The organism is Pseudoxanthomonas beigongshangi, from assembly GCF_016820515.1.
Taxonomy (GTDB): Bacteria; Pseudomonadota; Gammaproteobacteria; order Xanthomonadales; family Xanthomonadaceae; genus Pseudoxanthomonas_A; species Pseudoxanthomonas_A beigongshangi.
On record NZ_JADHDV010000003.1, the window covers coordinates 39,841 to 66,501 of the forward strand.

General features: G+C 68.5%; 25 protein-coding genes and 1 riboswitch. Of the genes, 12 read left to right on the forward strand and 13 right to left on the reverse strand.

From position 1 onward, the window contains the following. Positions 1 to 57: 57 nt before the first annotated feature. A complete protein-coding gene (locus IQ458_RS02835; RefSeq protein ID WP_183640860.1) occupies positions 58 to 831 on the reverse strand; it encodes a Crp/Fnr family transcriptional regulator in 774 nt (257 codons plus the stop codon). A 386-nt stretch (positions 832 to 1,217) separates the two neighbouring features. Between IQ458_RS02835 and IQ458_RS02840 the strand changes: the two genes are divergently transcribed. Next, on the forward strand, positions 1,218 to 2,564 hold the full coding sequence (locus IQ458_RS02840) for a DEAD/DEAH box helicase (protein WP_183640858.1): 1,347 nt from the start codon (positions 1,218 to 1,220) through the stop codon (positions 2,562 to 2,564). Between the two features lie 104 nt (positions 2,565 to 2,668). Here the strand turns inward: IQ458_RS02840 and IQ458_RS02845 are convergent, their stop codons facing one another. The 3 genes from IQ458_RS02845 to IQ458_RS02855 all read right to left on the reverse strand — a co-directional run bounded on the left by IQ458_RS02845 (position 2,669) and on the right by IQ458_RS02855 (position 7,016). After that, entirely contained in the window at positions 2,669 to 5,014 is a 2,346-nt protein-coding gene (locus tag IQ458_RS02845; RefSeq protein WP_203321852.1) for a TonB-dependent hemoglobin/transferrin/lactoferrin family receptor, read from the reverse strand. A gap of 261 nt (positions 5,015 to 5,275) precedes the next feature. Next, the gene (locus IQ458_RS02850) at positions 5,276 to 6,187 is read right to left on the reverse strand and encodes an EF-hand domain-containing protein (RefSeq protein ID WP_203321853.1); all 912 of its coding nucleotides are present in this window, start codon (positions 6,185 to 6,187) and stop codon (positions 5,276 to 5,278) included. A gap of 31 nt (positions 6,188 to 6,218) precedes the next feature. Continuing rightward, positions 6,219 to 7,016 carry a DUF4198 domain-containing protein gene (locus tag IQ458_RS02855; protein ID WP_203321854.1) on the reverse strand — a complete coding sequence of 266 codons (798 nt, stop codon included), beginning with the start codon at positions 7,014 to 7,016 and terminating at the stop codon, positions 6,219 to 6,221. A gap of 181 nt (positions 7,017 to 7,197) precedes the next feature. On the opposite strand from IQ458_RS02855, the gene queD reads away from it, so the two are divergent. Together queD and IQ458_RS02865 are read left to right on the forward strand one after the other, a co-directional pair. Next, positions 7,198 to 7,551: a 6-carboxytetrahydropterin synthase QueD gene (gene queD / locus IQ458_RS02860; protein ID WP_141454267.1), complete on the forward strand. Its 354-nt coding sequence runs from the start codon at positions 7,198 to 7,200 to the stop codon at positions 7,549 to 7,551. A 321-nt stretch (positions 7,552 to 7,872) separates the two neighbouring features. After that, positions 7,873 to 8,268: a phasin family protein gene (locus IQ458_RS02865; protein WP_183640850.1), complete on the forward strand. Its 396-nt coding sequence runs from the start codon at positions 7,873 to 7,875 to the stop codon at positions 8,266 to 8,268. Positions 8,269 to 8,520: 252 nt separating this feature from the next. Here IQ458_RS02865 and bioD read toward each other — a convergent pair whose 3' ends face one another. After that, entirely contained in the window at positions 8,521 to 9,189 is a 669-nt protein-coding gene (gene bioD / locus IQ458_RS02870; protein WP_183641407.1) for a dethiobiotin synthase, read from the reverse strand. Between the two features lie 195 nt (positions 9,190 to 9,384). Here bioD and IQ458_RS02875 point away from each other — a divergent pair, with 195 nt between their 5' ends. Then, positions 9,385 to 9,870, forward strand: a complete 486-nt coding sequence (locus IQ458_RS02875) for a GAF domain-containing protein (RefSeq protein WP_203321855.1) — start codon at positions 9,385 to 9,387, stop codon at positions 9,868 to 9,870. A 2-nt stretch (positions 9,871 to 9,872) separates the two neighbouring features. Continuing rightward, on the forward strand, positions 9,873 to 10,256 hold the full coding sequence (locus IQ458_RS02880; RefSeq protein ID WP_141454604.1) for a TfoX/Sxy family protein: 384 nt from the start codon (positions 9,873 to 9,875) through the stop codon (positions 10,254 to 10,256). A gap of 6 nt (positions 10,257 to 10,262) precedes the next feature. Here IQ458_RS02880 and cobS read toward each other — a convergent pair whose 3' ends face one another. The 3 genes from cobS to cobT are packed head-to-tail and all read right to left on the reverse strand — an operon-like array spanning position 10,263 to position 12,663. After that, positions 10,263 to 11,009 carry an adenosylcobinamide-GDP ribazoletransferase gene (gene cobS / locus IQ458_RS02885; protein WP_203321856.1) on the reverse strand — a complete coding sequence of 249 codons (747 nt, stop codon included), beginning with the start codon at positions 11,007 to 11,009 and terminating at the stop codon, positions 10,263 to 10,265. Then, positions 11,006 to 11,602, reverse strand: a complete 597-nt coding sequence (locus IQ458_RS02890; RefSeq protein ID WP_183640843.1) for a histidine phosphatase family protein — start codon at positions 11,600 to 11,602, stop codon at positions 11,006 to 11,008. The genes cobS and IQ458_RS02890 overlap by 4 nt, the downstream gene beginning before the upstream one ends. After that, entirely contained in the window at positions 11,599 to 12,663 is a 1,065-nt protein-coding gene (cobT, locus tag IQ458_RS02895; RefSeq protein ID WP_203321857.1) for a nicotinate-nucleotide--dimethylbenzimidazole phosphoribosyltransferase, read from the reverse strand. The genes IQ458_RS02890 and cobT overlap by 4 nt, the downstream gene beginning before the upstream one ends. 168 nt (positions 12,664 to 12,831) lie before the next feature. After that, positions 12,832 to 13,071, forward strand: a riboswitch (cobalamin riboswitch). Between the two features lie 126 nt (positions 13,072 to 13,197). On the opposite strand from cobT, the gene btuB reads away from it, so the two are divergent. Further along, entirely contained in the window at positions 13,198 to 15,033 is a 1,836-nt protein-coding gene (btuB, locus tag IQ458_RS02900) for a TonB-dependent vitamin B12 receptor (protein ID WP_235996600.1), read from the forward strand. Between the two features lie 306 nt (positions 15,034 to 15,339). Here the strand turns inward: btuB and dinB are convergent, their stop codons facing one another. Then, on the reverse strand, positions 15,340 to 16,410 hold the full coding sequence (dinB, locus tag IQ458_RS02905) for a DNA polymerase IV (protein ID WP_203321858.1): 1,071 nt from the start codon (positions 16,408 to 16,410) through the stop codon (positions 15,340 to 15,342). Between the two features lie 216 nt (positions 16,411 to 16,626). Continuing rightward, positions 16,627 to 18,063 carry an aminotransferase-like domain-containing protein gene (locus IQ458_RS02910; protein ID WP_203321859.1) on the reverse strand — a complete coding sequence of 479 codons (1,437 nt, stop codon included), beginning with the start codon at positions 18,061 to 18,063 and terminating at the stop codon, positions 16,627 to 16,629. Between the two features lie 139 nt (positions 18,064 to 18,202). On the opposite strand from IQ458_RS02910, the gene IQ458_RS02915 reads away from it, so the two are divergent. Together IQ458_RS02915 and IQ458_RS02920 are read left to right on the forward strand one after the other, a co-directional pair. Then, a complete protein-coding gene (locus IQ458_RS02915; protein WP_192199116.1) occupies positions 18,203 to 18,526 on the forward strand; it encodes a hypothetical protein in 324 nt (107 codons plus the stop codon). A 29-nt stretch (positions 18,527 to 18,555) separates the two neighbouring features. After that, complete coding sequence (locus IQ458_RS02920; protein ID WP_203321860.1) at positions 18,556 to 18,762, forward strand: twin transmembrane helix small protein; 207 nt, start codon at positions 18,556 to 18,558, stop codon at positions 18,760 to 18,762. 165 nt (positions 18,763 to 18,927) lie between these two features. On the opposite strand, the gene IQ458_RS02925 is transcribed toward IQ458_RS02920, so the two are convergent. From IQ458_RS02925 to IQ458_RS02935, 3 genes are read right to left on the reverse strand one after another with little or no spacing between them, the layout of a single operon-like run. Beyond that, a complete protein-coding gene (locus tag IQ458_RS02925) occupies positions 18,928 to 19,122 on the reverse strand; it encodes a hypothetical protein (RefSeq protein WP_192199115.1) in 195 nt (64 codons plus the stop codon). Next, the gene (locus IQ458_RS02930) at positions 19,119 to 20,270 is read right to left on the reverse strand and encodes a PepSY-associated TM helix domain-containing protein (RefSeq protein ID WP_203321861.1); all 1,152 of its coding nucleotides are present in this window, start codon (positions 20,268 to 20,270) and stop codon (positions 19,119 to 19,121) included. Before IQ458_RS02930 ends, IQ458_RS02925 begins: the two co-directional genes overlap by 4 nt. Before the next feature lie 8 nt (positions 20,271 to 20,278). Beyond that, positions 20,279 to 22,375: a TonB-dependent siderophore receptor gene (locus tag IQ458_RS02935; protein ID WP_203321862.1), complete on the reverse strand. Its 2,097-nt coding sequence runs from the start codon at positions 22,373 to 22,375 to the stop codon at positions 20,279 to 20,281. Positions 22,376 to 22,552: 177 nt separating this feature from the next. Between IQ458_RS02935 and IQ458_RS02940 the strand changes: the two genes are divergently transcribed. Genes IQ458_RS02940 through IQ458_RS02955 form a run of 4 tightly spaced genes read left to right on the forward strand, consistent with a single transcriptional unit; the run spans position 22,553 to position 26,624 of the window. Then, positions 22,553 to 23,287: a DUF3348 domain-containing protein gene (locus tag IQ458_RS02940; protein ID WP_203321863.1), complete on the forward strand. Its 735-nt coding sequence runs from the start codon at positions 22,553 to 22,555 to the stop codon at positions 23,285 to 23,287. 1 nt (position 23,288) lies between these two features. Then, the gene (locus IQ458_RS02945) at positions 23,289 to 25,385 is read left to right on the forward strand and encodes a DUF802 domain-containing protein (protein WP_203321864.1); all 2,097 of its coding nucleotides are present in this window, start codon (positions 23,289 to 23,291) and stop codon (positions 25,383 to 25,385) included. Then, entirely contained in the window at positions 25,382 to 26,041 is a 660-nt protein-coding gene (locus tag IQ458_RS02950; RefSeq protein ID WP_203321865.1) for an OmpA family protein, read from the forward strand. The genes IQ458_RS02945 and IQ458_RS02950 overlap by 4 nt, the downstream gene beginning before the upstream one ends. Further along, on the forward strand, positions 26,031 to 26,624 hold the full coding sequence (locus IQ458_RS02955) for a DUF2894 domain-containing protein (protein WP_203321866.1): 594 nt from the start codon (positions 26,031 to 26,033) through the stop codon (positions 26,622 to 26,624). The genes IQ458_RS02950 and IQ458_RS02955 overlap by 11 nt, the downstream gene beginning before the upstream one ends. The last annotated feature ends 37 nt before the right edge of the window (positions 26,625 to 26,661 follow it).

Below are 26,661 nucleotides of genomic sequence, written 5' to 3' on the forward strand. Positions count from 1 at the left end.
AAAGGAAAGCGGAGCAAGCTCCGCTCTACGCATGTATTTCGAGCGGACGACGCCGGCTTACTCGCGCATTTCGGCGAGCGCGGCCAGGCGCTTGCGATCCTTCAGGCTCACCCGGTGCGGGTCGTCGGTGGCGATCAGGCCGTCCTGGCGCAGGCGGGTGAAGCTGCGGCTGACGGTTTCCACGGTCAGGCCCAGGTAGTCGGCGATGTCGGTGCGCGACATCGGCAGCACCACCTCGTCGCCGCTGTAGCCCTGGCGGCGGCGGCGCGCGTGCATGTCCAGCAGGAACGAGGCCAGCCGCTCCAGCGGGGTCATCCGCGCCAGCGACATCAGGTTGTCGCGGGTGGCGTCCAGCTCCACGCAGGCGCGTTCCAGCAATTCGCGCTCCAGTTCCGGATAGCGCGCGCACAACGTGCGCATGTCCTGCATGGTGAAGGCGCACAGCTCGCTGTCGACGATCGCCTCGATCGAATGGCGGTAGTGGGTGGCGCCGCTGAAGCCGATGAAATCGCCCGGCATCAGGAAGCCGGCCACCAGCCGGCGGCCGTCGGCCAGCAGGCGGATCCGGCGCAGCGCGCCGGCGGTGACGGTGAACACCTCGCGGCGGGAGTCGCCTTCCCGCGCCAGCACTTCGCCGGCCTTGAGCGGAATGTCGCCGGCCAGGGTCTCCAGCGCCCGCGCCTGGTCCAGCGGCAGTGCCGCGCAGACCGCCAGGTGGCGGACCTGGCAACCGACGCAGTCGCCCTGGGCCGGGCCGGCCAGGGGATCGGCGTCCCCTCGGCTCCCGGGGACAACGGGCTGTCCGTTGTGACGCAATACGCGCAGGCTCATGGGGGCGGTCGGGTCGAGAAAACAGGGGCTTATAGTATATCGGCCCGGCGCGGCATTCCTTTCGGCTGAACGGGAAACCGCCACTCCCGGTCCACAAAATCCCCGCTGGCGCCCGGAATCGGTTAAAGTGCGCGCCGTTTGCCAGCGGCCGTTCGTTTCCCCGACGGTCCGCCGATGCCGGTCCCCCGCGGTCCCGCATCCGCCCCACTCCGACTGCTTTCGCTGTGCAAACCCGGAGTCGCCATGTGGCGTCTTCCGCCTTTTCCCCCTCTCGCAGCGCGGTTTCCAGGGAACGCTACGGGTAAACGGCCGATCCGCCATCGCCGCCGCGCCTGACCGCGCGTTGTCGGCGCGGGTGGCGTCCGCCGCCTTTGGAGTATTCCGCAATGACGTTCGAATCCCTCGGCCTGGCGCCGGCACTGCTGCGCGCGCTGGACGAGCAGGGCTACACCGAGCCCACCCCCGTCCAGGCCCAGGCCATTCCGCTGGCGCTGGCGGGTCACGACCTGCTGGCCGGCGCCCAGACCGGCACCGGCAAGACCGCCGCGTTCGGCCTGCCGCTGATCCAGTACCTGGCCACCACCCCGCAGGAAGTCGCCCCGCGCGGCGGCCGCAAGCCGCGCGCGCTGATCCTGACCCCGACCCGCGAACTGGCCGTGCAGGTGCACGACAGCCTGCGTACCTACGGCAAATACCTGCGCATCCCCAGCACCACCATCTACGGCGGCGTCGGCATGGGCAACCAGCTGGACGCGCTGCGCCGTGGCGTGGATCTGGTGATCGCCTGCCCGGGCCGCCTGATCGATCACATCGAGCGCCGCAGCATCGACCTGTCCGGCATCGAGGTGCTGGTGCTGGACGAAGCCGATCGCATGCTCGACATGGGCTTCCTGCCCTCGATCAAGCGCATCCTCGCCAAGCTGCCGCGGCAGAACCGGCAGACCCTGCTGTTCTCGGCCACGTTCGCCGATCCGATCCGCGATCTGGCGCTGGAGTTCATGCGCGAGCCGCAGCAGGTGCAGGTGACCCCGAACAACACCGTCGCCGACACCATCGCCCACCGCGTGCATCCGGTCGACGGCGGCCGCAAGCGCGAACTGCTGTTGCACCTGCTGGCCGCGGACAGCCGCGTGCAGACGCTGGTGTTCGGTCGCACCAAGCACGGCTGCGACAAGCTGGCGACGTTCCTGGAAAAGAGCGGCGTGCGCGCCGCCGCCATCCATGGCAACAAGTCGCAGGGTGCGCGCCTGCGTGCGTTGGGCGATTTCAAGGCCGGCCGCGTCAACGTGCTGGTCGCCACCGACATCGCCGCGCGCGGCATCGACATCGATCAGCTGCCGCGGGTGATCAACTTCGACCTGCCGATGGTGGCCGAGGACTACGTGCACCGCATCGGCCGCACCGGCCGCGCCGGCGCGCAGGGCGAGGCGATTTCGATCGTCGCCCAGGACGAAGCCAAGCTGCTGCGCCAGATCAACCGCATGCTCAAGCGCGATCTCGACATCGTGGAAGTGCCGGGCTTCGAACCGCAGGTGCCGATCCGCTGGGGCAACTCGCAGGCCGGCCGCGACGATCGTCCCGCCGGCAACAAGGCACCGCGCAAGCACAACCGCCGTCCGCACGCCGCCCCGCCGCGGCATGCCCATGCCGGCGGTCCCAAGCCGCAGGGCCAGGGTCGTCGCCAGGAAGGCCGTGGCGCCCGCGGTGGCCGTGGGGGTGGTTCCGGACGCTGATCGCTCCAGCGAAGGCCGTCTCCGATCAGCCGCGTCGACGTCCGTCGACGCGGCTTTTTCTTTTCCGGCAGGTGCGATGGACGCGCGGCGGAAACGGAACCCGCTCAGAAGCTGTACGACACCGACACGCGATAGTTGCGGCCCGGTTCGCTGTAGCGGCCGATGCCGTCGTCGGTGGCGTAGCCGTACAGGTAGAAGTCGCCGCGGGTGACGTTGCGGATGCGCGCCCACGGGTAGTAGCGCTCGTCCATCAGGTTGTACACGCCGGCGTTGATGCGCAGGTGATCGTTCACGCGCAGGCTGCCGAACAGATCGATCGTCGTGTAGGCGTCGCTCAGGAAGCGCTGCGGCACCTGGCCGAACACGTCCGGCTGAAGATCCACGTCGCGGCCCTTCTTGGCCAGCGAATGAGTCAGGTTGCCGGTGATGCGCAGGCGGTCATCCCAGCCCTGCCAGCTCAGGCCCAGCACGCCCTTGTCCGGGTTGATGCTGTCCAGCGGGCGTCCGTTCTTCTGCTCGCCCTCGTTGTGCGACCACGCCGTGCGCAGCAGCCAGGCGTCGCCCAGTCGCCACAGGCCTTCCAGCTCCACGCCCTTCACGGTGACTTCGCCGACGTTGGCCGGCGTGTTGTAGTCGTAGCCGAGCCGGGTGGTGCAGGTACCGCGCGAGCAGGTGCGGTATTCGGTGCCTGGATTGGCGGTCACCCGCGTGTTTTCGATGAAATTGTCGTAGCGATCGCGGAACACCGAGATGCCGAAACGCGCGTTGTCGCTTTCCCAGCGATAGCCCAGTTCCACGCTCAGGCTCTTTTCCGCCTCCAGATCCGGATTGGCCGCCGCGGTTGGCACCAGCACGGTGTTGCCGGTTCCCACTTCGGTGATCTGGGTGGTGCTGGTGGGCGCGTACATCTCGCCGGTGGTCGGCGCGCGGAAACCGCGCCCGGCCTGCAGCCACAGCGACTGGTTGGGCAGGAACCGGTAGCTGATGCCGGCCTGCCAGGTGGGCGAGGCGAAACTGACGTCGCGCACGCTGCCGGTGGGATCCAGGAAGGTGCCACCCACCCGCGGCGAGTAGTCATAGCGGTCGTAGCGCGCGCCCAGGGTCAGCTGCAGGCGGTCTTCCAGGAAGCCGATGCGATCGCGCAAATACAGGTTCCAGGAGGTCGCATCGGTCTTTGGCACCTGCGCCGGGTCCACGGTGGCGGTGTCCAGCGCCCCGGCGTTGTTCCAGCGATAGTCAATGGCAAGGAAGTCTATGTCGCGCTGCTGCCAGGCCGCGCCATAGACCAGCGCGTGCCGGGTCGACCCGGTGTCCAGGGCCTTGTCGAAGTCCAGCGCCACCCGGTCCAGGCTCTGCTCGGTGGTGCGGTCCTCGGCGCGCCGGCAGGTCAGCGCGAGCGTGCACGGCGTGGTGACCGGCGTGGCCGGCGTGCTGGAAGCGCCGCTGCCGGTCAGGATGCGGGTGATGCCGCGGCTCTTGGTCTCCTGGCGATCGGCCTGCAACTCCAGGGTGTCGAACATGGCGTTGCCGGCATCCCACCGGTAGCGGATGCCGTAGCGGTCACGTTCGCTGCTGTCGTCGCCCCAGCGCTCCAGGTAGCCGGGCCCGCTGACCCGGCTCAGGTTCTCGACCAGGTTGTCCACCCGGTTGCGCTCATAGACCACGCCCAACCGGTGCGCATCGCTGATCACGAAATCGACCTTGGCCAGCACGTTGGTGCTGTCGTGATCGATCGGATCCGGCAACCGGCGCGCGCTGCCGGTTTCCACCGCGGTGTTCGAGAACCAGCCCTCGGATTCGTGCGCCTTGCGCCGGGTGTAGACCAGCATCGATTCAACGATGCCGGTGCGGTTGGCCAGGGTCAGCGAGCCGAGTTTCTCGTCGTTGTGGCTGGTGTATCCCAGCTTCATGCCGACATGGGTGTCATTGCCTTCCTGCTTCAGGTAGTCGGCCGGATCCTTGGTGGTGAACACCACCGCGCCGCCCAGCGCGCCGCTGCCGGCGGCGATCGAATCCGGTCCCTTGATCACTTCCACGGTCTTCAGCGAATCGATGTCCAAACCACCGCGCCCGGCGCGGAAGAATTCGTAGCTGCGCGCCGTCTCCAGGCTCTCGGCCATGCCCAGGCCATCGATGGTCAAGGCGACGCGATCGCCCTCGATGCCGCGGATGTTGAAGCCGTTGTCGCCAAAGCGACCGAGGTCGACGATGCTGACGCCGGGGATGTAGCGGATGACGTCTTCCATGCTCTCCGCCATCTCGTTTTCCATCTGGCGGGCGTCGATGACGGTGACGTTCTGGTTGGCGGACTTGCGCTTCTCACGCGCGGCCTTGACCTCGACGGGGTCGAAGGTCTTGGTGCCGTCGGCATCGGACGGGGTTTCCGCGTGCAGGGGGAAGGACAGGCTCGACGCGATGGCCAGCGCGAGCAGGCTGGGGGGCAGCTTCATGGTGGAACTCCGACAGTCGGGAAGGGAAATGCGCGCTTCGATGGGAGCGCTCCGGTCCTGGCTGCCGCCGCCATCGGCGGTCCTGCGTTGCTGGGAAAGGCATCGCGCACGGGCGATGCGGGAAGTGGGGTGACGCCCGCTATCGCGGGTGTTGGCAGGGATCGACGCGCCGTCGCGACGGAAGGCGCCGCGCAGGACGCGCGCATGGGGACATCCCCTGGAGCGATGCGGTGTTCATCGGCATCCCCATGCCGGTGCCTGTCAGCGTCCCGCGGCGGTGCGGGCCGGCCGTGCCGGCGGCGGCAACGCCGCGTCGGCCGCGTCGACCACGCCGTCGTGGTTGCGGTCCGCGGCGTCGAAACTGCGCCGACCGGACACCTGGTACTCGGCGAAGGTCATCCGGCCATCCTTGTCCGTGTCCAGGGCGGCGAAACGCACGCGCGTCTGCTTGTCCGAACCGCCACCCAGCGCGGCGTAGTGCTGGTCCAGGCGCTGGCGGAATTCCGTCAGGTATTCCTCGCGGTCCAGCGCGCCGTCCCGGTTGGCGTCGGTGCGTTCGAATTGTCCGGCGCGGGCGCGATCGAATTCCGCGCGTTCGACCTGGCCGTCGCCGTTGCCGTCGTACAGCGCCAGGAAGCCATCGCCGGTATGCGCACTGGGCAACTCCATCCGGCTGCGCCTGCGCTCGGCGCGCGCGGCGCGTTCGGTGGCCGCGTCGCCGCTCTTCGCCAGCTCGGCGTTTTCCTTCTCCAGTGCCTTCCGGCCTTCGGCGAACACGCGTTCGCCGGAAGCGTCGAACTCGGCCCGCGACACGCGCCCGTCGCGATCCGCATCCAGCGCGTCGAAGCGGCGGCCGGTCTGGGTGATCTGGTTTTCGCGTGCCTGTTCGCGCGCCTGCCGCGATCGGGTTTCGAACTCGCGCACGTATTCTTCCACGTCCACGCTGCCGTCGCGGTTGGCATCGGTGGCATCGAAGCGCTGGCGGCGGAAGGCTTCGAATTCCTCCCAGCCCAGGCGACCATCGCTGTTGCCGTCATGCTGGGCGATGAAGGCGGTGATGTTGTCGCTGTGGCCCACCACCAGCGGGCGCGCGGGCGGCGATTGCCAGGCATTGGCGGCGAGGGGAAGCAGCAGCGCGGTGGCGACCGCGCCGGTGAGGAAGGCGGTTTTCATCGAGGGACTCCAGCGGATCCGGAAAGGCGGCTCAGGGTTCGAGCACGCGGAAGGTCAGGGTGTAGCTGTGGCTGTATTCAGCCACCGGCGCGCCGGCCGGGGCCGGCGTGCGATGACGCGACAACGCCAGCCAGGTGCCGGCGCGCTGCAATGGAAAACTCACCCGGCCTTCGGCGTCGGTGGTCAGGTTCACGACCTGCGCCTTGCGATCCGACGTCCAGACCGCCTCGGTGATCTCGACCGGCTGGTTGGCCAGCGGCTTGCCGTCATGCTGGACGACAAAGGCGAACGACTCGCCCACGTACAGATCGTTGGGATGATCGACCGGCACGAACTCCAGCCCCTGCCCGCGCGCGCGCAGCGCCGCGGTATCCGGCGCGCCGATGCTGACGTAGGTCTCGGCGAGGGTAAGTGACTGGAAGTTGGACAGGATCTTGGCGCCGGCCGGGATCTTCACCGCCGGATCGCGCGAACTCTCGCGCTTGCCGCCGGCCTCCCAGGTGCGGAACAGCGCGCCCAGGCGCGGCCCGGTGCTGAACCGGTAGGTACCCTTGCCCTGCGGCATGCGGTGCTCGGCGACCGCGCGGGTCTTGAACACCTGCACCGTGTCCGGCGCGGCGCTGGCGCCGTCCGGCCCGATGATCACGAAGCGGCTGTTGTCGAACGCGGCTTCGGGCACGAAGAAGGTTTCGGCGAAGGCGGCGTCGAGCGCCAGCGTTTCGCCGGCCTGCGGGGCGAAGTTGCTGGGCGAGAGATAGGGCGTGTGGGCGGAGGCGGTCGCGAAGGCGGCCCAGGCGAGCGCGCCGGTCAGCAGGGTCAGCGGTTTCATCATCGGTTCCTGAGGGGACGGAATCGCTGGCGGAACCGGGGACGGCTGCTGGCTGCCGGGCGCATCTTAAATGCAAATGCGAATCGTTACAATCCAGTGAAGATGGATTTCCGAAAGAAGCCCGACACAGCGGGCGACGCCGGATTTGCCGCCTTCATGCGCCGCAGCGGACAATACGCGCATGGATATTTTCAAGATCTTCACCCTGGAAGCCGCGCACCGCCTGCCCAACGTGCCGGAGGGGCACAAGTGCGCGCGCTTGCACGGCCATTCGTTCCGGGTGGAACTGCACGTTTCCGGCGACATCGATCCGCACACCGGCTGGGTGATGGACTTCGCCGACATCAAGGCCGCGTTCAAGCCGATCTACGACCGCCTGGATCACCACTACCTCAACGATATTCCCGGTCTGGAGAACCCGACCAGCGAGCGCCTGGCCGCATGGATCTGGGAACAGCTCAAGCCCGCCCTGCCCGGCCTGAGCGAAGTCGTGGTCCACGAAACCTGCACCGCCGGCAGTCGTTATCGCGGCTGAGCGCCCGGACCGGCGACAGGCCGGTCGCTGGTAGGGGCACCGTATCGCATGGTCGAAAACGGCTGGCCTCGCCGACCACGCGAATCCTTGGAAACCCGGAAGAAAACGTTTGCACCGTGGCGGTGCGCCTGTGCACGCCCGTTTCCCGCGCAATCGTGGCTTCCCGTCCTCGCCTTCCCCTGTTCAGCTTTGTCCCGCAAACCGCTGATTTTTAACGGGGACTGACCGTTCGTCGGAAAACCATACGCCTGTTATTGCACCGCAACAAAGACCTCGATATGCTGCGCCGCAACATCCTCGTATTCCCTTTTGGAGTGCACCATGTCCGCACAGTTCAACGAGCAGTTCAGCACCTACACGCACCAGTTCGCGGCGGCCGCTGCCCGCGCGAACCGTCTGGCCCTGGAAAGCGCCGAGACCATCTTCGGCGTCCAGCTGAAGACCTTCGAGAAGAACGTCGACGCCACCACCGCCTTCTTCGGCGAGCTGGCCGAAGTGCGTGATCTCGACAGCTACAAGACCCTGTGGCCGAAGGGCGTGCAGATCGCCAAGGACAACACCGAGCGCCTCGTCGCCGCCGGCCAGGAAGTGTTCGGTCTGGCGCTGAAGACCGGTGAAGCCTTCGGCCAGCTGGCCAAGTCCCAGTACGAAGCTGCCACCGACAACGTCCAGGCCACCGTGGCCAAGGCGACCAAGGCTGCCAAGGCCGCCAAGTAATACCGCTTCAAAGTTCTCTCTACATTGCGCGGACTCCCCTCCCGCCGCGCAATCCGGCCCGGCCAGCGCCTCCCCGCTGCCGGGCCTTTTCTTTTTCCGCGCTCCCTTTCCTGCAAATCCTTCCCCCGCCCCGCGGGGGAAGGTGCCCGAAGGGCGGATGGGGGCGTTTTTGGCCAGATCCCACGGCCACCGAAATCAGTTCTCCCGACAGCCGGAAGCTCGAAGGCAACCGCGGAAAAGCCCTCGCCCGGCTTACCCCGGCAACACCAACCGCCCCGCCCCCACCGCCGGATCCACCGGCGCGGCATGCATCAACCGCCCCCAGCACGGCGCATCGATGCGCGCCTTTAGCAGTTCGAAGTTCTCGTCCCGCCGCGCCATCTCCGGATCCACTTCGCTGGCGATCCAGCCGATCAGCTCCGCACCGTCGGCACGGATGGCGCGCGCGGTCAGCCGCGCATGGTTGAGGCAACCCAGCCGCATGCCCACCACCAGCACCACCGGCAGGCGCAGCGCGCGCACCAGATCGACCTGATCCAGCGACGCCGACAGCGGCGCCGCCCAGCCGCCCACGCCTTCCACCACCACCACGTCCGCCTGCGCCCGCAACCGCTGGAAGGCATCCACGATCGGCGGCAACGCCAGGACCACGCCGGCTTCCCGCGCGGCGATCTCCGGGGCGAGCGGCGCGGGTAACGCATAGGGATTGAGATCGGCATAGGCCGGACGCGGATCGCTGGCAGCCAGCAACGCCAGCGCATCCTCGTTGCGCCAACCGTCCACGGTGCGTTCGCAGCCGCTGGCGACCGGTTTCATCCCGACCGCGCGAAGGCCCCGACCACGCAGGGCATATAGCAGGCTGCTGCTGGCGAAGGTCTTGCCGGCCCCGGTATCGGTGCCGGTGACGAAGAAGCTGTGCATCCGTTTCCTGTGGCGATGCGCCCCGTCGGCGCGTGGCCGCCCATCGTAGCGGGCCGGTCCGGCGAAGGCAGCCGCGTGCCAGCGGAACATTCCGACGCCGGCGCGTCCTGTTTTGGCCGGTCATCACGTTGTCTTCATCAATCCAACCATTCCCGGCGCACCGGCCCCCTCGCGGGTTCGGGCTAGAATCCAGTGATGTCCTTCACCAGCCAGACCCTGACCGGCAGCAAACCGGAACAATACGCGCAGCTGGCCGCCCAGGCGCGCGCCCTGCTCAGCGGCGAAAGCGACCGCATCGCCAACGCCGCCAACCTGTCGGCGCTGGTCTACCACGCGCTGCCGGATCTCAACTGGGCCGGTTTCTATTTCCACGACGGCACCGAACTGGTGGTCGGTCCTTTCCAGGGCCTGCCCGCCTGCGTGCGCATCGCCCTGGACAAGGGCGTGTGCGGCGCGGCCGCGCGCACCCGCCAGACCCAGCGAGTGGAAGACGTGGAGGCCTTCCCCGGCCATATCGCCTGCGACAGCGCCTCGCGCTCGGAACTGGTGGTGCCGCTGGTCAAGGGCGATCGCCTGATCGGCGTGCTGGATCTGGACAGCCCGCGGTTGGCGCGTTTCGACGAGGAAGATCAACGCGGGCTGGAAGCCATCGCCGCCATCTACGTGGAGACGCTGGCATGAGCATCAGCACCGCGAAGATGCGCAATATCGGTCCCAAATCGGCGGCCTGGCTGCGCCAGGTCGGCCTGCGCACGCAGGAGGATCTGGTGGCGGCCGGTTCGGTGGAAGCCTTCATGCGGGTCAAGCGCGCCGGTTTCCGTCCCAGCCTCAACCTGCTGTACGCGCTGGAAGGCGCACTGCTGGACTGCCATTGGCAGCACCTGCCGGAGGAACGCCGCAGCGAACTGCTGGTGGCCTACGACGCCGCCGCCGCGCTGCTGCCGCCACCCCGTGGCCGTCCGGCAGCCGCGCCGGTGACCACCACCACCCATGGGCAGGAAGATGAAGGCAGCGCGCCTTCGATGAACCTGTTCGACTCGCCGGGCGGCGGCGAACAGGACGACTGATCCGCCTCAGGACAGGCGCCACGCCGCCGGCGCGAGCGCCAGCGCCAACAGCAGCAGCGTTTCCAGCACCTCGGTGCTGGCGCCGAGGCAGTCGCCGGAGATGCCGCCGAGGCGGCGCTTCCAGTACCACGCGGTCAACGGTGCCAGCAGCAGGCACACCAGCAACGGCGGCGCCAGCCACAGGCTGATCGCCGCCAGCGCCACGCCCCACGCCCAATCCCAGTACGCGCCTTCGTTGCGGTACCAGGCGAAGCGCTCGGCCATGCCCGCATGCAGCGGCGGCAACCAGCGGCTCCACAACAGCGTGGTGGCCCAGCGCGCCCACGCAGGTACCAGCAGCACGCCCCACAGCCACGCGCCATCGGCCAGTTCGGCCAGCAGCACGAACTTGGCCAGCACCTGCATGACCACGGTGACCACGCCGAACACGCCCATGTGCGGATCCTTCAGCACTTCCAGGAAGCGCTGCGGATCGCGATGCGCGGCACCGAAGGCGTCGGCCACGTCGCCCAGCCCGTCCAGGTGCAATGCGCCGGTCACCCACACCCAGGCCAGCAAGGCCAGCAGGCCGGCCAGCCACGGGCGCGCGTCCAGCGCCCACAGCGGCAGCGCCACCAACGCGCCGATCAGCACGCCCACCAGCGGGAAATACACCGCCGTGCGGCTCAGTTCTTCCTCGCGGAAGTCGCGCAGTTGCGGCGTGGGCAGGCGGGTCAGGAACTGCACCGCCAGGATCAGCTTGCGCATGCTCATGCCTGTCGCACCTCGATCAGTTCGCCCCACAGCTGATCCCGGTCATCGATCTGCACGCGCAGGCGCAGGCGGGTGCCGTAATCGATGCGCACCGCCCACAGCGACGCCAGCGGCAGGCCGCAGGCCAGCGCCAGCGCCAGTCGCAACGGGCCGGCATGGCTGACCACCAGCGCGGGCGAGGTGTCTTCGCGTCGCGCCAGCGCGCGCAGGCCGCGACCGACGCGTGCTTCGAAGCCGGCCCAGGGTTCGGCGTTCGGCGGCGGATGCGCGCCGGGATCCCGGTAGAAATCCTGCAAGGCGCGCTGCGAGTGCGGGTCTGCCGCAAGGGTGTCGCGATGGCGACCGTCCCAGTCGCCGAAATCCCACTCCGCCCAGTCATCGGCGATGTCCACCGGCAACGCCTGCGCGGCGGCCAGCGCCTGCGCGGTATGCAGCGCGCGCTGGCGTGGCGAACTGATCACCCGTGACCAGGCAATGCCCGTGCAACCACCGCAGACCGCGTCGGCGGCGCCCGGCAGCAGCGGCGGATCGGTGCGGCCATCGAAATGACCGACGCGTCCGGTCGAGGCGTGGCGCACCAGGTCGAGGATCATGGCGTCTCGTCGCGTCCGGAAACCGCGGCTTCGGCGAAGGTGGCCATGCCGGCGTGCAGCGCGCAGGCCAGTCGCAGCAGCGGCACCGCCAGCGCGGCGCCGCTGCCTTCGCCCAGGCGCAGATCCAGTTGCAGCAGCGGGCGCGCTTCCAGCGCGGCCAGCACGCGCGCGTGGCCGCGCTCGGCGGACTGGTGCGAGAACAGCAGCCATGGCCGCGCCTCTGGTTGCAGGCGGACCGCCGCCAGTGCCGCGGCCGAGACGATGAAACCGTCCACCAGCACCGGTACGCCCCGCTGGGCGGCGGCGATCATCGCGCCGGCCATCGCGGCGATTTCCAATCCACCGACACGACGCAGCGCCTCGCGCGCGGGCTGCGGGTGCGCGGCGATGTGCGGACGGTGCAATGCGAGCGCATCCGCGATCACCCGTTGCTTGTGCGCAATCCGATCGCCCTGCAATCCGGTACCCGCGCCGACCAGTTCCTCCAGCGGCAGATCCGCCAGCGCGCAGGCCAACGCGCTGGCCGCGGTGGTGTTGCCGATGCCCATTTCGCCGAACACGAACAGATCGGCGTCGCCGGCCGCTTCCACCGCGCGCCTGCCCGCCGCCAGCGCATGCGCGAGTTCATCCTCGTCCATCGCCGCTTCCACGCTGAAGTCGCGGGTGCCCAGGCAGGGCTTGTCGGCGTGCACGCCGGCGATGGGCTGGCTGCCGCGGGTGCCGGCATCCACCAGCCGCAGCGGCAGACCGAGTTCGCGCGCCAGCACCGAGATCGCGGCGCCGCCGTGGGCGAAGTTGTGCAGCATCTGCACCGTCACCTCGGGCGGAAACGCCGACACGCCCTGGGCGACCACGCCGTGATCGCCGGCGAACACGATCACCGGCACCCGTGCCAGCGTCGGACGATCGGCGCGTTGCAGCGCCGCCAGTTCCACCGCCAGAGTCTCGATGCGGCCCAGCGAGCCCTGCGGCTTGGTCAGCTGATCCTGGCGCGCGCGCGCGCGTTCAGCGTGTTCGGGGGAAGGTTGCCGGCAATCGGCGAGGATCCAGTCGGAAGACACGAGGCGATTTCTTGCGGCGAGGGAACCGGGATTCTACGGGAGGCCTCGCGCCCATCCCCGTCCGCCCCGATGCATGCCTTGTCTTGCCCGCTTTCCATCGATGCGCGCTGCCGCCCCGGCGCGGCCCGCCCATCCACAGGATCGGCATCCGCCAGACCGGTATCTGGTAGGATCGCCGCGCTTTCTGGTGACCCGCGGACGATTCCGCCCCGGGTTGAAACGGGAAGCCGGTGAACCCGCGCACGCCATCCCGGCGCTGCGGGTGATTCCGGCGCTGCCCCCGCAACGGTAAGCGAGCCAGGACAGGGCATACGCCACTGTGCATCCGCACGGGAAGGCGCGCTGGCCGGCGATGGTGCCGCCATCGCGCTCGCAAGCCCGGAGACCGGCCCGAAAGACGACTGGTTGCGACGCGGCGGGCGTTGCGGCGGCGAGCGCCGTGCGTACGGCCGTTTCCGCTGTCTTCCCGTTCCCGCGTTGCCGCCTCCCCTCGTTATGCCGCGCGGGAGCGCGCGGCGCATGGAGCCGATTGCAATGCCATCTATCCGTACCCTGTCCCTGGCCGTCGCCCTGGCGCTGCCGGGCCTGGCGCTCGCCCAGGACGCCGCCACCGAACTGGACGAAGTCGTCGTCACCAGCACCCGCACCGCGATCGCGCTGGAAGACAGCCTGGCGCCGGCGCAGGTCATCGACCGCGCCGACATCGAGCGCAGCCAGGCGACCTCGCTGCAGGATCTGCTGCGCGGCCGCGCCGGCATCAACCTGACCAATGCCGGTGGCCCGGGCAAGCAGACCTCGCTGTTCCTGCGCGGCACCAACTCCAGCCACACCCTGGTGCTGATCGACGGCGTGCGGGTGAACTCGGCCGATTTCGCCGCCGCCGCCATCCCGGATCTGCCGCTGGCGCAGATCGATCGCATCGAGATCGTGCGCGGCCCGAACTCCAGCCTGTACGGCTCCGAGGCGATCGGCGGCGTGATCCAGATCTTCACCCGCCGCAACCAGGGCACCTACTCGCCGCACTTCCAGATCGGCGGCGGCAGCAACGGCCTGCGCCAGGCCAGCGCCGGTTTCGGTGGCGGCGGCGAACGCGGCTGGTTCGGTGCGGACGCGGCCTACCAGCGCACCGATGGCATCAATGCCTGCCGCGGCTCGGTATCGCAGGGTCGCGGCTGCTACGCCGACGAACCTGACCGCGACGGCTACCGCAACGTCTCTGCCAGCCTGCGCGGCGGCTACAAGCTGACCGACACGCTGACCGCCGAGGCCAGCGCGCTGCGCGCCGAAGGCGCGAACCGGTACGACGGCTACTACAACTACACCGAGAACGTGCAGCAGGTGTTGAATGGCAAGGTCCGCTACGTGCCGACCGACCGCTTCGCCCTGACCGTCAACATCGGCCGCAGCGACAACGAGACCGACAACTACCGTAACGAAGTCGATCACGACAGCACCCACAACACCCACCGCAACACCGCCAGCGCGCAGGCCGACATCGGCCTGGGCCAGGATCAGTTGCTGACCGTCGGCGCGGATTGGTACATCGACCACCTCGACAGCACCACCGACTACGCCGCCGACAGCCGCCGCAACACCGCCGGCTTCATCGAGTACCAGGGCAAGTTCGGCGCCCACCAGTTGCAGGCCAGCGTGCGCAACGACGACAACGAGCAATTCGGCAACCACACCACCGGCAACCTCGGCTGGGGCATGAGCTTCGGGCGCGGCTTCAAGCTCAGCGCGACCTACGGCACCGGTTTCAAGGCGCCGACCTTCAGCGATCTGTACGACCCGTGGAGCGGCAACCGCGACCTGGAGCCGGAGAAATCGAAGAGCCTCAATGTCGGTATCGCCCAGAACGGCGACGCCTGGCGCTGGGCGCTGGATCTGTACGAGACCCGCATCGATGATCTGATCACCTATGACGGCAGCAGTTTCGCGATGGTGCAGGTGGACGAGGCCCGCATCCGCGGCGCCGAGTTCACCGTCGACGTCACCCTGGCCGGCTGGGATCTCTCCGCCCAGCTCAGCCACACCGACCCGCGCAACCGCAGCGCCAGCAACAACGACAAGCTGCTGCCTCGCCGCGCGCGCAATACCGGTCGCATCGACGTGGATCGCGCATTCGGCGACTTCCGCGTCGGCGCGACCGTCAATGGCGCGGGCTACCGCTACGACGAGCTGACCAATGCCACCCGCCTGGGCGGCTTCGCCACCACCGACCTGCGGCTGGAATACGCGGTCACCCCGGAATGGACGCTGCTGGCCAAGGTCGACAACGTGTTCGACCGCGAATACGAAACCATCGCCTGGTACAACCAGCCCGGCCGCGAATACGGCCTGAGCCTGCGCTACCAGCCCAAGCGCTGATTGCGTGCATGAAAAAGCCCGGCAGACGCCGGGCTTTTTCTTTTTTGCCATCCCTCCCTTGTGGGAGCGACGTAAGTCGCGATACCGGAAAGCCGGAAACTCCGGAAAAGCTCGCGACTCACGTCGCTCCCACAGGGAGACATCCGGGTTACGGAGATTTATCGAACAATCCTTGCTGCTCGACCGCGAGTGCCGGGCGCCTTGTTGCCTTTCTCCCTTGTGGGAGCGACCTAGTCGCGATACCGGAAAGCCGGAAACTCCGGAAGAGCTCGCGACTCACGTCGCTCCCACAAGGAAAAATCCAGGTTACGAGGCGTCTTCGAACAGCCCGGGCTGCTCGACGACATCCTCGCGATCGCGGAAGCCGGACAGGCCCACGCCGACCAGCCGGTACAGGGTGTCGGCCGGCAGGTCCACGCGTTCGCGCAGGGCCAGCGCAATGGCGGTGAAATCCTCGAGGGTGGCCGGCGGTGCTTCTGGGGTGAAGCTGCGGGTGAGGATGCGGAATTGCGCGGTCTTCAGCTTCAGCACCACGGTGCGGCCGACGCGATCGGTCTTGCGGGTCGCTTCCCAGGTCTTGCCGGCCAGGCGCCGCACCGCCTCGCCGATGTCCGCCAGCGGCACGTCGCGCTCGAAGGTGTCCTCGGCGGAAATCGACTGCACCGGCTGATCCGGTTCCACCGGGCGCTCGTCGACGCCGCGCGCACGCCGGAACAGGCTGCCGCCGAAACTGCCGAAGCGCTGTTCCAGTTCGATCTGCGACCACTCGCGCAGTTCGCCCACGGTGCGGATGCCCATCGCGTGCAGCTTGCCCAGCATCACCTTGCCGACGCCGGGAATCCGCTCCACCGGCAGCGGGATGAGGAAGGCGTCCACCTGACCCGGCTTGATCACGAACAGGCCGTCCGGCTTGCGCCAGTCCGAGGCAATCTTGGCGAGGAACTTGTTCGGCGCCACCCCGGCGGAGGCGGTCAGCGCGGTTTCCTCGCGGATCTGCGCGCGCACGGCCTCGGCGATGGCGGTGGCCGAAGGCAGGTCGGTCTTGGGCGCGGTCACGTCCAGGTAGGCTTCGTCCAGCGACAGCGGTTCGACCAGATCGGTCTGGCGCAGGAAGATCTCGCGCACCTGCCGCGACACCGCCTTGTAGCGCGCGAAGTCCGGCGGCACGAAGATGCCGTCCGGACACAGCCGTTCGGCGCGCACCGCCGGCATCGCCGAGCGCACGCCGAAGGTACGCGCCTCGTAGGAGGCCGCGCACACCACCGAACGCGCGCCGCGCCAGGCCACGATCACCGGCTTGCCGCGCAACGACGGATCGTCGCGCTGCTCCACCGACGCGTAGAACGCGTCCATGTCGATATGGATGATCTTGCGCATGCCGGCGGTATTGTAAGAGTCCTGCAGTCTTCTTTCCCTGCGGGAGCGATGTCGGTTGCAATGGCGGGAACCTTACCCTGAGGAAAAACTCGCGACTTACGTCGCTCCCACAAGTGGGGTTATGGATGGCAGGGCCAAGGATTTGAGAATTTTTCCTTGTGGGAGCGACGTCAGTCGCGATGGCCGGAATCGTCCGCTGAGGGAAAATCTCGCGACTTACGTCGCTCCCACAGGTGGGGACAGGAAGGCGGTGGCCAGCGTGCCCAGGGTCGTGATGGCCTGTTCGGCGCGTGCGTCCAGCGGATGGCCATAGTTGAGGCGGATGCAGTGGCGGAAGGCGCGGCTGGCGGAGAACATCGGTCCGGGCGCGAGGCTGATGCCCTGGGCGAGCGCCTGCCGGTGCAGGGCCAGCGCATCGACCTGCGGCGGCAGTTCCACCCACAGGAAGTAGCCGCCCTGCGGCCGGGTCATCCGCGTGCCCTCGGGGAAGTGCCGGGCGATCGCGCCCATGTATTCCTGCCGCTGCCGTTCCAGCGCCTTGCGCAGGCGCCGCAGGTGGCGCTCGTAGCCACCCTTTTCCAGGTACGCGGCCAAGCCGAGTTGGCTAGGCGCCGAGGTTGCCAGCGAGAACGTCAGCTTGTGGTGGGCGATCTCGCGCCGGTAGCGACCCGGCGCCACCCAGCCCACCCGATAGCCCGGCGCCAGGCTCTTGGAGAACGATCCGCAATGCAGCACCCGTCCGCCGCGGTCGAACGCCTTGGCCGGCAGCGGGCGGCGTTCGCCGAAATACAGCTCCGCGTAGACGTCGTCCTCGATCAGCGGGATATCGTGACGATCGAGCAGGTCCACCAGCGCGCGCTTCTTCTCGTCCGGCAGGGTGCAGCCCAGCGGATTCTGGAAACTGGTCATCAGCCAGCACGCCGCCGGACGATGGCGTTCGATGGCCTGCGCCAGCGCGTCCAGGTCGATGCCTTCGCGCGGATGGGTGGGCACCTCCAGCGCGTGCAGGCCATGCCGTTCCAGCGCCTGCAGGGCGGCATAGAAACAGGGCGATTCCACGACCACCGTATCGCCGGGCCGGGTGACCGCCTGCAGGCACAGGTTCAACGCTTCCAGCGCGCCGTTGGTGATGACGATCTCGTCGGCCGACACCTGCACGCCGGCGATCAGGTAGCGCAGCGCGATCTGCCGGCGCAGCTGGATCTTGCCGGGGGTCAGATCGTCCACCGTGCTCCACGGATCCAGCGATTGCGCGGCGCCGGCCATGGCCCGGCCCAGCTTGTCCAGCGGATATAGCAGCGGGCTGGGAAACGCCGAACCCAGCGGCACCACGTCGTGGACCATCGCCGATTCCAGCACCTCGAACACCAGTTCGCTGACGTCCACCGGCCGCGCGCCGTCGGCTGGCTGCGAGGCGCGCTCGGGCTCCGGTGGCAATGGCCGCGCGTCATCGGCCACGTAGTAACCCGAGCGCGGGCGCGAGCGGATCAGGCCGCGCGCTTCCAGCAGGTAATAGGCTTGGAATACCGTGGCCGGACTGACCTTGCGGCGGGCACTGGTCTGGCGCACCGACGGCAGCCGCTGGCCCGGCCGCAGCAGGCCGTCACGGATGGAGCGGGCGATGTCCTCGGCCAGGGATTCGTAGCGCTTCATGGGAGCCTTCCAAATCAACCGGTTACCGACATGGCGTCAAATCTGATCCGGTTTTCTGGCAGGGATTCTGATTCTTGGACAACTGCTCCGCAATGCCTAGGATCCCCTCCAGACTTCTCCTTCCCGCAGCCCCGACTCCATGAACGCGCAGGTCGAACTCAATCTGGCCCTGATCCTGTTCCTGCCCTGGTTCGCGATCCTGGCCGCGCTGTACTGGATCTACCCGCGCCAACCGCGCGGTACCGGCCGGCGCCTGTTCGACACCATCGCGCTGGTGCTGGCCACCGCGCTGTCGGCCTGGGGCATGCACTGGGGTTTCCTCAACGCCGATCCCAATGCCGGCGCGATCTGGAAACAGGTGCTCGCCACGTCCGTCGCCTACGGCCTGTTCCTGATGGTGATGACCCTCGCCATCGCCGTGCGGGCCTGGTGCATGCCCGCTTCCCCCGCGCGCGCCCGCTGAACGCGCGCCCACTTCACCGGACCACGTCCATGAAACTCCTGCTCGTCCTCGGCTTTCTCGGCATCATCATCTACAACCTCGGCGCCGGCCTGTACTACATGCTGGTCGACACCGGTGGCAGCAAACGCACCGTCAACGCGCTGACCTGGCGCATCGGCTTCTCGGTGGCGCTGATCGTGATAGTTATGATCGGCATCGCCAGCGGCTGGATCCAGCCGCACGGCGTGCTGAACTGATTCTGCCGCCAGCGGGTGGCGTTCGACACGCCACCTCATCCGGGCATCGCGTCAAGAAGCGGCGCCATGCCGATTTCGATCCGACTCAGGCCCGCGCCGTCCATGTACAGGCGGTGCTGCCGCCACTAGGCGCCCTGCACGCGCGCGATTCGGATCCGGGATAGATCAGGAACGCCGGCCGCGCTCGCGTTTGACCCAGGCGCGTATCGCCAGCGCCACCAGCGCGGTGAACACCAGCCACGACACCAGATTGAACAGGCCGTCCCCCATCAGCGCGCTGACCAGTCCGACCAGGCTGGCCAGCGTGATCCACGCCGGTGCCACGAACGGACTGGAAGGACCGCGTTGGGCCCGGCTCATGCCTGCGCCTCGCCGTTGCCGACCAGGCCGCTGCGCTCGATTTCGGTGACGCGCGCCTCGGTGCTGCCACGCTTGAACCACAAGTACAGGCCGGACACCAGCACCCCGATGGTCAGCAGATCCAGCAGCGCCCACAGGATCTTCAGCGGCATGCCGCCGTAGTCGCCGAAATGCAGCGGCTGCGAAAGCAGCAGCGTGGTCATGTAACCGGGCAGTTCCGGCTTGGCGGTGAGTTCGCCGGTTTCGGCGTCGACCAGCACCGGACGATACAGGCGTTCGGTCAGCGGCGTGTTGCCGTGCATGAACACGCCATAGTGGTGGTTGCCGCTGTAGCCGGTGCCCGGGAAGCTCACGAACGCCGGCACCATGTCCGGCTCGGACGCGCGCGCCGTCGCCACCGCCGCGTCCAGCGAAGCCAGCTTTCCGGGCCGCGGGCGGTCCTGGTAGCGCGCGGCGAACTCGCCGAGCTGATCGGCTTGCCACGCCTGTTCCAGCGGACCGGCGAGCGTGTTGATCGCGCCGGTGATGCCGACCACGAAGGCCCAGCCCAGCGTCACCACGCCCAGCACGTTGTGCAGGTCCAGCCAGGCCAGCCGGCGGCTGCGACCGGTCCGCAGCGTGCCGAACGGCAGCTTGCGCATGAACGGACCGTACAGCACCAGGCCGGACACGATCGCCACCGCGAACAGCAGCGCCATCACGCCCAGGAACAACATGCCCGGCAGGCCGACGAAGACGTCGGTGTGCAGCCGGTAGAGGAAATACATCACCCCTTCGTTGAACTGCGCCGCCGGCAGCACCTCGCCCGTGTACTGGTGCAGCACCGCGGTGTGCATCTCCGGCGGCGGCGTGTCCGGCCGCGCGCCGGTGTTGACGTAGACGCTGGGCGAATGGTCGTCCCAGCCGAAGAACAGCGGCACGTCGCCCGGATACTTCGCCAGCGCCTTTTCCACCAGCACGTCGATGTTGGCCGGCTGCGCACCCGGCGCCGCCGCCTCGACTTCGGGATCGGCGCCGGTGAGGTGGCTGATTTCCTCCCAGAACACCAGCGGCAGGCCGGTCAGGCACAGCAGCAACAGGAACAGCGTGCACACCAGGCTGGTCCACTTGTGGACCAGGAACCAGGCCTTGAGCGTGCTTCGCTGCATGGCGGGCCTCAGAAGCGGTAGGTGACGGTGCCGGTCACCATGCGCGGATTGCCGCTGAAGCAGTCACCGAAGTTGCGGCACGGCGCGTAGTACGCCTTGTCGAACAGGTTGGTGACGTTGAGCGCCATCGTCCAGGACGGCATCTGCAGTTCCAGCAGCGCGTCGGCCAGCGTGTAGCTGGGTGTGCGCACCACGATGTTCGCACCGGTGGAGACGGTCGAACCCACATGACGGCCACCGATGCCGGCGCGCAGCTTCATGCCGTCGCCGATCTCGAAGCCCTTGGCGACCCAGACCGAGGCCAGATCCTGCGGGGTGTCGTTCAGGCGCTTGCCCAGTTCCGGGGTGAAGTTGCTGCGGGTGACCTTGGCGTTGTTGTGGCTGTAGGCGGCGGTGACGGTGAAATCGTTGTCCGACACATAGGCGGCTTCCAGTTCCACGCCCTTGGATTCGATTTCACCGGTCTGCACCGTGTTCAGCACGTTGTCCGGATCGTTGGTCTGGCGGTTGGTCTCGGTGATGCGATACACCGCCAGGGTGGCGAACAGGTTGCGGCTCGGCTGCCACTTCACGCCGGTCTCGTACTGGTCGCCGCGCATCGGCTCGAACGCGCGGCCGTACAGATCCTGGCCCGGCACCGGCAGGAACGACTCGCTGTAGCTGATGTACGGCGACAGGTTGGCGCCGATGTCGCCGATCACGCCGATGCGGTAGGTGGTCTCGTTGTCGGTCTTGTCGCGCAGGCCCTGGGTCTTGGACCGCACGTGGTCGCGACGCGCACCGAGCACGAGCGATACGCGGTCCGCGTAGCGGATCTGATCCTGCACGTAGACGCCGGTCTGGGTGGTGCGCTGGTTGGGCAGCCGCCCCCATTCCGGGATGGTGACGCCGGTGGAGACCGGGTTGTAGATGTCGATCGGCGTGCCGGCGCCCGAGAAGCTCAGCGCCTCCTCGCGGAAGTCGGTGTAGTCCACGCCGGCCAGCAGCAGGTGGCGGAACGCGCCGGTGGCGAAATCGAACTGCAGCGCGTTGTCGGTGGTCAGGATCCGGTTGTCCGGCTTCACGCCGTAGGACAGCCGGTTGAGCACGCGGTTGTCGGCATCGATGAAGGGATTCTCCGGATTGCTGTAGGTATCCGGGAACAGCTCGCGGAACTCGGTCTCCGAGTCGATGTAGCGCAGGCTGGAACGCCAGGTGATCACGTCGTTGAAGGCGTGGTCGAACAGCACGGTCGCGCTGATCTGGCGCGCGTCGAGCTTGTCGAAATCCTTGTCGCCCAGGAAGGTCGACGGATCCAGCCGACGGCCCGGCGGCGCCTTCAGGGTGGCCGCGACCGGCAGGAACTGCTGGCTGGAGGCGGTGCGATCACGCTGGTAGCTGGCCAGCACGGTCAGGTTGCTGCGTTCGCCGCGCCAGGTCAGCGAAGGCGCCAGGTAGATGCGGTCGTCGTCGATGTGATCGGTCTGCATGCCCGAATCGCGCACCACGCCGACCAGCCGGCCGGCCAGGTTGCCCGAACCGCCCAGCGCGCCGGTGATGTCACCCTGCAGCTGGCGGCGGTCGAAACTGCCGACCTGCAATCCGATCTCACCGGCGGACTGGAAACTCGGGCGCTTGCTCATCGCGTTGATGATGCCGCCCGCGCCGCCGGCGCCGTACAGCACCGACGAGGGGCCGCGCAGGACTTCCACCCGCTCCAGGCCATAGACCTCGGGCCGCGCCATCGGGCTGAAGTTGTAGAGCTTGCGCATGCCGTCCAGGTACTGCACCGGATCCAGGCCGCGCACGGTGCTGGCGTCGCCGCGGGTATCCAGGCCCCAGGCGTCGGCAGTCACGCCGGCGCTGTAGCGCAGGGTTTCCTGCAGGTTGTTGGCGCCGCGATCGATGAACAGGTCCGAGGTCACCACGCCGATGGACTGCGGGGTCTCGGTCAGCAGGGTGTCGGTCTTGGTCGCCGTGCTGGCGCGGTCGGCGACCACCTGCACGCTGTCCAGGGTCCTGGCGTCGCCGGAATCCTGGGCCTGGGCCAGGGCGGAGGCCAGCAGGGAGGGCGCCATCAGCGACAGCAGCAGGCCGTTGCGGCGGCCTCGGACAGGAGCGGGCATTGCGGTTTCCGGTCGGTTGGGAGCCGGAAATTATGAGAAGCGGCACCTTCAAACGCAAATGATTATCGTCCACCTGGACTCCCGTCCGCGGCCGCGCCCGCCAGGCCGGCGGGATGGCGGCTTCGGCCAGCGCTTCACGCAAGCCGTGTAAAATGTGCGTTTTTTCAGCCCCATCGAATGTTGGAAGCCCCCCAACGGGCGGCGATTCGTGGCCCGACGTTCATCCGTCTGCTGGCCCGCCTGACGGCCACGGACGTCCCCTCGCCCACGCAACCGCTGTCGGACCGGCTGAGCCACTGGATCGACTGGACCCACGCCGTCGCCCTGTCCACCGCGCTGGACAGCCGGTCCGAGTCCGATCCGCTGGCCGATCCTTTCGCCGAACCCGCTTCGGCCGAAGCCGTGGAAGCGGACTGCGCCCGCGTGCGCGCCGCGTTGACCCGTGCCATCCACGAAGACTCCGCCTTCGATCCCGCCGCCCGGCGCGGCGGCGCGGAGGATTTCCCCGATTACCTGTTCTTCCGCCAGCGCTACCTGTTCCTGCAACAGTCCATGGACACCGCCATCGGGCTTCTGCGGTCCCGCCTGCGCGACGCGCTGGCGCCGCGCTCGGCGGAACTGGCGCGCCTGGCCGCCGTCGACGCGTCGATGGAACGCGCACTGGCCCGCCGCGAACGCCGGCTGCTGGCCGCCGCGCCCACCCTGCTCGGCCCCCATTTCGAACGCCTGCGCGCGAACGCGTCGGCAACTTCCCCTTCATCCAACGAACCCGGCGAGCCCGCGACCGTTTCGGACGCGTGGCTGGACAGCTTCCGCAGGGACATGCGGAACCTGCTGCTCGCCGAACTGGATGTCCGCCTACAACCGGCCGAGGGCCTGCTCTCGGCCCTTCGCACCCACCTGCCTGGATAACATGCTCAGAAACCTGCTCGCTCCCGTCCTCTTTCTCGCCGGTCTGGCCGCTGTCTGCTGGATTGCGGTGGGCTATGTCGGCGCCAACCCGCTGGCCTTGTCCGTCACCCTGCTGATCGGCGCCTGCTATGTCGTCGGCGGATGGGAGCTGTACCGCTACCGGCAGGCCACCGCCACCCTCGTCGGCGCCGTGGAGGATCTGTCCGCGCCTCCCACCGCGCTGGCCGACTGGCTGGCGCGCCTGCATCCCTCGCTGCGCAACCCGGTGCGCCTGCGCATCGAAGGCGAGCGTGCCGCGCTGCCGGCGCCGTCGCTCACGCCTTACCTGGTCGGATTGCTGGTGCTGCTCGGCATGCTCGGCACCCTGCTCGGCATGATGACCACCCTGCGCGGCACCGGCATGGCGCTGGAAAGCGCGGCGGATCTGCAGGCCATCCGCGAGTCGCTGGCCGCGCCGGTCAAGGGACTGGGTTTCGCCTTCGGCACCTCGATTGCCGGCGTCGCCGCCTCGGCCATGCTCGGCCTGCTGGCGGCGCTGTGCCGGCGGGAACGCCAGTTGGCGGTGCAATCGCTGGACGCGGGCATCGCCTCCGCCCTGCGCGTGCACTCGCAGGCGCACCAGCGCGAGGAAGCGTTCCGCCTGCTGCAGCGGCAGACCGACGCGATGCCCGCGCTGGTCGATCGCCTGGAAGCGATGATGGCCGCGCTGGAGCAGCAGAGCCGCGCCGCCAACGATCAGTTGCAGGCCCGCCAGGATGCATTCCACGAGCGCACCGAGGCCGTGCACGCGCGCCTAGTCGCCTCGGTGGAAACCTCGCTGAAGGAAAGCGTCGGCGAAAGCGCGCGCGCCGCCAGCGCCGCGTTGCAACCGATCATGGAAACCACCATGTCGGCGATAGCGCGCGAGACCACCACCCTGCATGGCGCCCTCAACCAGGCCGTGCAACAGCAACTGGACGGGCTGTCGTCCGGCTTCGCCACCACCACCACCACGGTCGCCGATCTGTGGCGGCAGGCGCTGGCCGAACAGCGCGAGTCCAACGGCGCGCTGGTGCAGGATCTGCGCGGTTCGCTGGAGCGCTTCGCCGGCACCTTCGAACAGCGTTCGGCCGAACTGCTGGAAAGCGTCTCCGCGCGCTTCGACGCCGCCAACGGCGCCGCCGCGCAGGCCTGGAACGACACCGCGTCGCGACAGGCCGCCGCCAACGAGGAACTGGCCACGCGCAACCAGCAGGCGCTCGCCGGCGCCGCCGCCACCTTCGAACAGCACGCCGCTTCGCTGGTCGACCGGATGCGGCAGTCCCACGAGGATCTGCAGGCCGCGCTGGAAGCGCGTGACCAGCAACGCCTGTCCGCCTGGAGCGACGCATTCAGCACGATGAGCGATGCGCTGGGCCAGCGCTGGGAGCAGACCGGCGAACAGGCCGCCCGCCAGCAACAAGCCATCTGCGACACCCTCGCCGCCACCGCGCAGGACATTTCCGCGCAGACCCAGGCGCATGCGCGCGACACCATCGCCGAAATCTCCCGGCTGGTGCAGGCCGCCTCGGAAGCGCCGAAGGCCGCCGCCGAAGTCATCGCCGAACTGCGCCAGAAGCTCTCCGACAGCATGGTCCGCGACACCGCCATGCTGGAGGAACGCAGCCGCCTGCTGGAAACCTTGCAGACCCTGCTGGACGCGGTCAACCACGCCTCCACCGAACAGCGCACCGCCATCGACGCGCTGGTCACCACCTCGGCGGATCTGCTGGACCGCGTGGGCACCCGCTTCACCGATCACATCGAGGCCGAGACCGGCCGGCTCGGCGACGCCGCCAGCCAGGTCAGCGCCGGCGCGGTCGAAGTCGCCAGCCTGGGCGACGCCTTCGGCGCGGCCGTGCAGCAGTTCGGCGACTGGAACGACCGCCTGGTCGAACGCCTGCAGGGCGTCGAGACCGCGCTGGACAAGTCGCTCGCCCGCAGCGACGAACAGCTCGCCTACTACGTCGCGCAGGCGCGCGAAGTCATCGACCTGAGCATGCTGGCGCAGCGCCAGATCATCGAGGATCTGCAGCAGTTGGCAGGTCGCCGGGCAGACGCTGAAACGGAAGCCGCATGAGCGCGGACATCGAGGCCGAGGTCGAATCGAGCACGCCGATCTGGGCCGCCTTCGGCGACCTGATGTCGGTGCTGCTGGGCGTGTTCGTGCTGATCCTGGTCGGCGTGATCGGCGCGCAGATGCAGTTGTCGCACCGGCTGGACGAGGAAGTCCGCCAGCGCCAGCTCGAGTCGCAGCGGCGCAAGGCGCTGGAACAGGCGCTGGCGGTGCCGCTGGCCGAAGGCAGGGTGACCCTGGTCGATGGCCGCATCGGCATCCGCGGCAGCGTGCTGTTCGCGTTGAACTCGGATCAATTGCAACCCGAAGGCAAGGCACTGCTGAAGAGCCTGGCCGGACCACTGGCCGACTACCTGCGCGCGCGCGACGAGATCCTGATGGTCAGCGGCTTCACCGACGACCGCCAGGTGCGCGACGGCAACCGCCAGTTCCTCGACAACTGGGACCTGTCGGCCAATCGCGCGCTTACCGTGACCCGCACCCTGATCGCCGAGGGCGTGCCCGCGTCGTCGGTGTTCGCCGCCGCGTTCGGATCCGAACAGCCGGTCAGCTCCAACACCAGCGAGGAAGGCCGCGCGCGCAACCGGCGCGTGGAAATCGCCCCGATGCCGCGACCGAAGGCCGCCGCCGCCGCACCCGATCGCGCGCATGAGCGATAACGGCGACCGCTTCCCGACACCCACGCCCGTCCGGCAGTTGCTGGCCGAGGCGCTGGCGCGTCGTGCCGGCGATCGCAGCGATGCCGTGCGACAGCGGCTCGAAGCGCGACTGGCGACGCTGCGCGACAGCGACGACCAGATACGCCGGGCTGTGGCCGTACCCGCCCCGCCGGCGGGCAGCGCGCTGCGGGAACTGCTCGACCACATCGCCGACCAGGCCGCCGTACGCGACAGCGAGCAGTTGGCGGCCGGTGATTCGCCGCGCCCCGCCTACCCGGAAGTGGCGCAACTGGAAGACGCCCGCCGGCGCTGGTCGCGAATCCGCGCCGAGAGCCAACTGCGCGAATCGCTGGAAGCCGCGCCGACCGACGCCGGTCCGCTCAATTCCGGCCGGCTGGTGCATCGTTCGATCACCCTGATGCGCGAACAATCGCCCGGCTACCTGCAATCGTTCCTGTCCTACCTCGACGCACTGGCCTGGCTGGAACAGATGAGCGACGGCGGCCTGCTCGCGACCGCAGAAGCACCGCGCGCCGCCACCGAGACCAAGCGCCACCGCAAGCCACGCAAGCGTCGCGAATAGCGCCGTTCCATCGTCCCCGCGCCGCTGATGCGGACAC

Bases quoted from the DNA above. Each gene is read 5' to 3' on its own strand.
- btuB (WP_235996600.1), top strand. From the start codon at position 13,198: ATGCCATCTATCCGTACCCTGTCCCTGGCCGTCGCCCTGGCGCTGCCG.
- IQ458_RS02950 (WP_203321865.1), top strand. From the start codon at position 25,382: ATGAGCGCGGACATCGAGGCCGAGGTCGAATCGAGCACGCCGATCTGG.
- IQ458_RS02850 (WP_203321853.1), bottom strand. From the start codon at position 6,187: ATGAAAACCGCCTTCCTCACCGGCGCGGTCGCCACCGCGCTGCTGCTT.
- IQ458_RS02890 (WP_183640843.1), bottom strand. From the start codon at position 11,602: ATGATCCTCGACCTGGTGCGCCACGCCTCGACCGGACGCGTCGGTCAT.
- IQ458_RS02920 (WP_203321860.1), top strand. From the start codon at position 18,556: ATGAAACTCCTGCTCGTCCTCGGCTTTCTCGGCATCATCATCTACAAC.
- IQ458_RS02915 (WP_192199116.1), top strand. From the start codon at position 18,203: ATGAACGCGCAGGTCGAACTCAATCTGGCCCTGATCCTGTTCCTGCCC.
- IQ458_RS02935 (WP_203321862.1), bottom strand. From the start codon at position 22,375: ATGCCCGCTCCTGTCCGAGGCCGCCGCAACGGCCTGCTGCTGTCGCTG.
- IQ458_RS02840 (WP_183640858.1), top strand. From the start codon at position 1,218: ATGACGTTCGAATCCCTCGGCCTGGCGCCGGCACTGCTGCGCGCGCTG.
- IQ458_RS02855 (WP_203321854.1), bottom strand. From the start codon at position 7,016: ATGAAACCGCTGACCCTGCTGACCGGCGCGCTCGCCTGGGCCGCCTTC.
- IQ458_RS02925 (WP_192199115.1), bottom strand. From the start codon at position 19,122: ATGAGCCGGGCCCAACGCGGTCCTTCCAGTCCGTTCGTGGCACCGGCG.
- dinB (WP_203321858.1), bottom strand. From the start codon at position 16,410: ATGCGCAAGATCATCCATATCGACATGGACGCGTTCTACGCGTCGGTG.
- IQ458_RS02865 (WP_183640850.1), top strand. From the start codon at position 7,873: ATGTCCGCACAGTTCAACGAGCAGTTCAGCACCTACACGCACCAGTTC.
- bioD (WP_183641407.1), bottom strand. From the start codon at position 9,189: ATGCACAGCTTCTTCGTCACCGGCACCGATACCGGGGCCGGCAAGACC.
- queD (WP_141454267.1), top strand. From the start codon at position 7,198: ATGGATATTTTCAAGATCTTCACCCTGGAAGCCGCGCACCGCCTGCCC.
- IQ458_RS02940 (WP_203321863.1), top strand. From the start codon at position 22,553: ATGTTGGAAGCCCCCCAACGGGCGGCGATTCGTGGCCCGACGTTCATC.
- IQ458_RS02875 (WP_203321855.1), top strand. From the start codon at position 9,385: ATGTCCTTCACCAGCCAGACCCTGACCGGCAGCAAACCGGAACAATAC.
- IQ458_RS02910 (WP_203321859.1), bottom strand. From the start codon at position 18,063: ATGAAGCGCTACGAATCCCTGGCCGAGGACATCGCCCGCTCCATCCGT.
- IQ458_RS02845 (WP_203321852.1), bottom strand. From the start codon at position 5,014: ATGAAGCTGCCCCCCAGCCTGCTCGCGCTGGCCATCGCGTCGAGCCTG.
- cobS (WP_203321856.1), bottom strand. From the start codon at position 11,009: ATGAGCATGCGCAAGCTGATCCTGGCGGTGCAGTTCCTGACCCGCCTG.
- IQ458_RS02945 (WP_203321864.1), top strand. From the start codon at position 23,289: ATGCTCAGAAACCTGCTCGCTCCCGTCCTCTTTCTCGCCGGTCTGGCC.
- IQ458_RS02955 (WP_203321866.1), top strand. From the start codon at position 26,031: ATGAGCGATAACGGCGACCGCTTCCCGACACCCACGCCCGTCCGGCAG.
- IQ458_RS02930 (WP_203321861.1), bottom strand. From the start codon at position 20,270: ATGCAGCGAAGCACGCTCAAGGCCTGGTTCCTGGTCCACAAGTGGACC.
- IQ458_RS02835 (WP_183640860.1), bottom strand. From the start codon at position 831: ATGAGCCTGCGCGTATTGCGTCACAACGGACAGCCCGTTGTCCCCGGG.